The 557-nt window shown below is 64.6% G+C and carries 1 protein-coding gene; it reads right to left on the reverse strand.

Features of this window, described 5'->3' with window-relative positions; genetic code table 11:
- On the reverse strand, positions 1–557 hold a 557-nt coding region (locus LB823_RS23565; protein WP_224652193.1), incomplete at both ends, for a class II fructose-bisphosphate aldolase.

The following is a 557-nucleotide window of genomic DNA, read 5'->3' on the forward strand; positions in this document are numbered from 1 at the left end:
GCGGAGTGCAGGTCGTTGCACGCCTCGACGACCCGCTCGGCCATCGACGTCTCCGCCTTCTTCAGGTAGGAGCGGGGGTCGTAGACCTTCTTGTTACCGACCTCACCGTCGATCTTGAGCACCCCGTCGTAGTTCGACAGCATGTGCCCGGCCACCGGCCGGGTGAACGCGTACTGCGTATCGGTGTCGACGTTCATCTTCACCACGCCATAGCTCAGGGAGTCCTCGATCTCCGACTTCAGCGACCCCGAACCGCCGTGGAAAACGAAATCGAAGGGCTTGCTCCCCGCCGGCAGGCCCAGCTTCGCCGACGCCACCGCCTGACCGTCCCGCAGCACCTCCGGCCGCAGCTTCACATTCCCCGGCTTGTACACGCCGTGGACGTTGCCGAACGTCGCCGCCAGCAGATACCCCTCCGCGCCGAGCGCGTCGACGGTCTTCGCGAAATCCTCATCCGAGGTGAACAGCTTGTCGTTGATCTCGTTCTCGACGCCGTCCTCCTCGCCGCCGACCACGCCGATCTCGATCTCGAGGATGATCTTCGCCGCCTTCGCCTT

The sequence above is a fragment of the Tsukamurella sp. M9C genome (assembly GCF_020169415.1).
Taxonomy (GTDB): Bacteria; Actinomycetota; Actinomycetes; order Mycobacteriales; family Mycobacteriaceae; genus Tsukamurella.